Origin of the sequence: Rhodococcus sp. T7 (assembly GCF_009872365.1) — a bacterium.
In the GTDB taxonomy this organism is placed as follows: domain Bacteria; phylum Actinomycetota; class Actinomycetes; order Mycobacteriales; family Mycobacteriaceae; genus Rhodococcus_F.
On sequence record NZ_WXYH01000247.1, the window covers coordinates 1 to 1,086 of the forward strand.

The 1,086-nt window shown below is 64.4% G+C and carries 1 protein-coding gene; it reads right to left on the minus strand.

Going from position 1 to position 1,086, the window contains the following annotated elements; translation table 11 throughout:
• Window positions 1-82: 82 nt before the first annotated feature.
• Window positions 83-544: a ribbon-helix-helix domain-containing protein gene (locus MLGJGCBP_RS51945; RefSeq protein WP_236581248.1), complete on the minus strand. Its 462-nt coding sequence runs from the start codon at window positions 542-544 to the stop codon at window positions 83-85.
• Between the last annotated feature and the right edge of the window lie 542 nt (window positions 545-1,086).

Consider the following 1,086-nt stretch of genomic DNA (forward strand, 5'->3'; position numbering starts at 1 on the left):
ACGGTCACACCTCGAGACAACTTAGAAACGCGCAGGTCGCAGCTTCTTGAGATGTCATCGAAAGCGAGACGCTACAGGGTGATCAGTCGGGCTGTATGTGGCGTCGTGCCTGGCGGCGGGCGTGCCGGGCCATCAGGTGCGCTTTGTGTTTCTCGCTGCGGATGATCTCGTTGTTCACGGCTTGCTCGATCAGGCTGGGCTGGTCGAGCACACGGCGGGCGGCCAGGCGGACGAGCTCGGTGCGGTCGGACCCGACCTGTGCGGCCAGCTCGTCGAGCTTGGCGCGTAACGGGTCGTCGAAGTGCACCTTGATCGTGGCGGGATAGTTCTCGGGCCGCAGATCGCGCAGCGGGGCGATGGTTTCCAGGTCTGCGGCGAGGTCACCGGGCTCGTCGAGCAGTCGCCGTAGCACTACCCGAAGGAGTGCGGTGTTGAGCGTGTCGCCGTATCGGCCGGCGAGGTGCCAGATTCGCTGTCTGCTGGACGGGTTGACCATGACGTCGACCCGGTCGGACAGTCCGGTTCGCTCGGCTTCGCGGAGCATCGGGTGTTTGTAGGGGCCGGGCGCTTCCTCGAATGGTGCAGCGCGACCCGCATGAGTGCGCTGGCCGTGGTGTCGTGGTCGGCGGCCAGGGCCCCGAATTCTTGCACGGTCTCGGGTTCGAGCTTCATTTTGAGCTTGACCAGCGGAATCGTCCGAAGCGCTTCGGAGAGGCGACGGTGTTCCGCGAGAGCAGGACCGACGCTGTGGGGTTTGGCGACCAGTCGCCGGCTGGCCACGCGGATGAGCGCCTCGAATCGGCGCGGGCCGATCCCCCGGCCATCTCGTCGAGTCTGCGTTTGGTCTCAGTGTCGAAGCGAAGCCCGATCGGATCGCCCACCGGGATCCGACCTGGCCTCGTATGTGTCATCCCTCGATCTTCTCGTCTGACCCTGCGCATGATCGTGCCCCGGCATCGGGGGGAGGTGATGCCGGGGCACAAGGGGGATGTTCTGAGAACAAAATTAGCCTCGGGCTTTCACGCTGGTCATGCCCCGGCCGCGTGTTGATCATGAAGAAAGGTGCTCTGAACTGCAAGAATATGG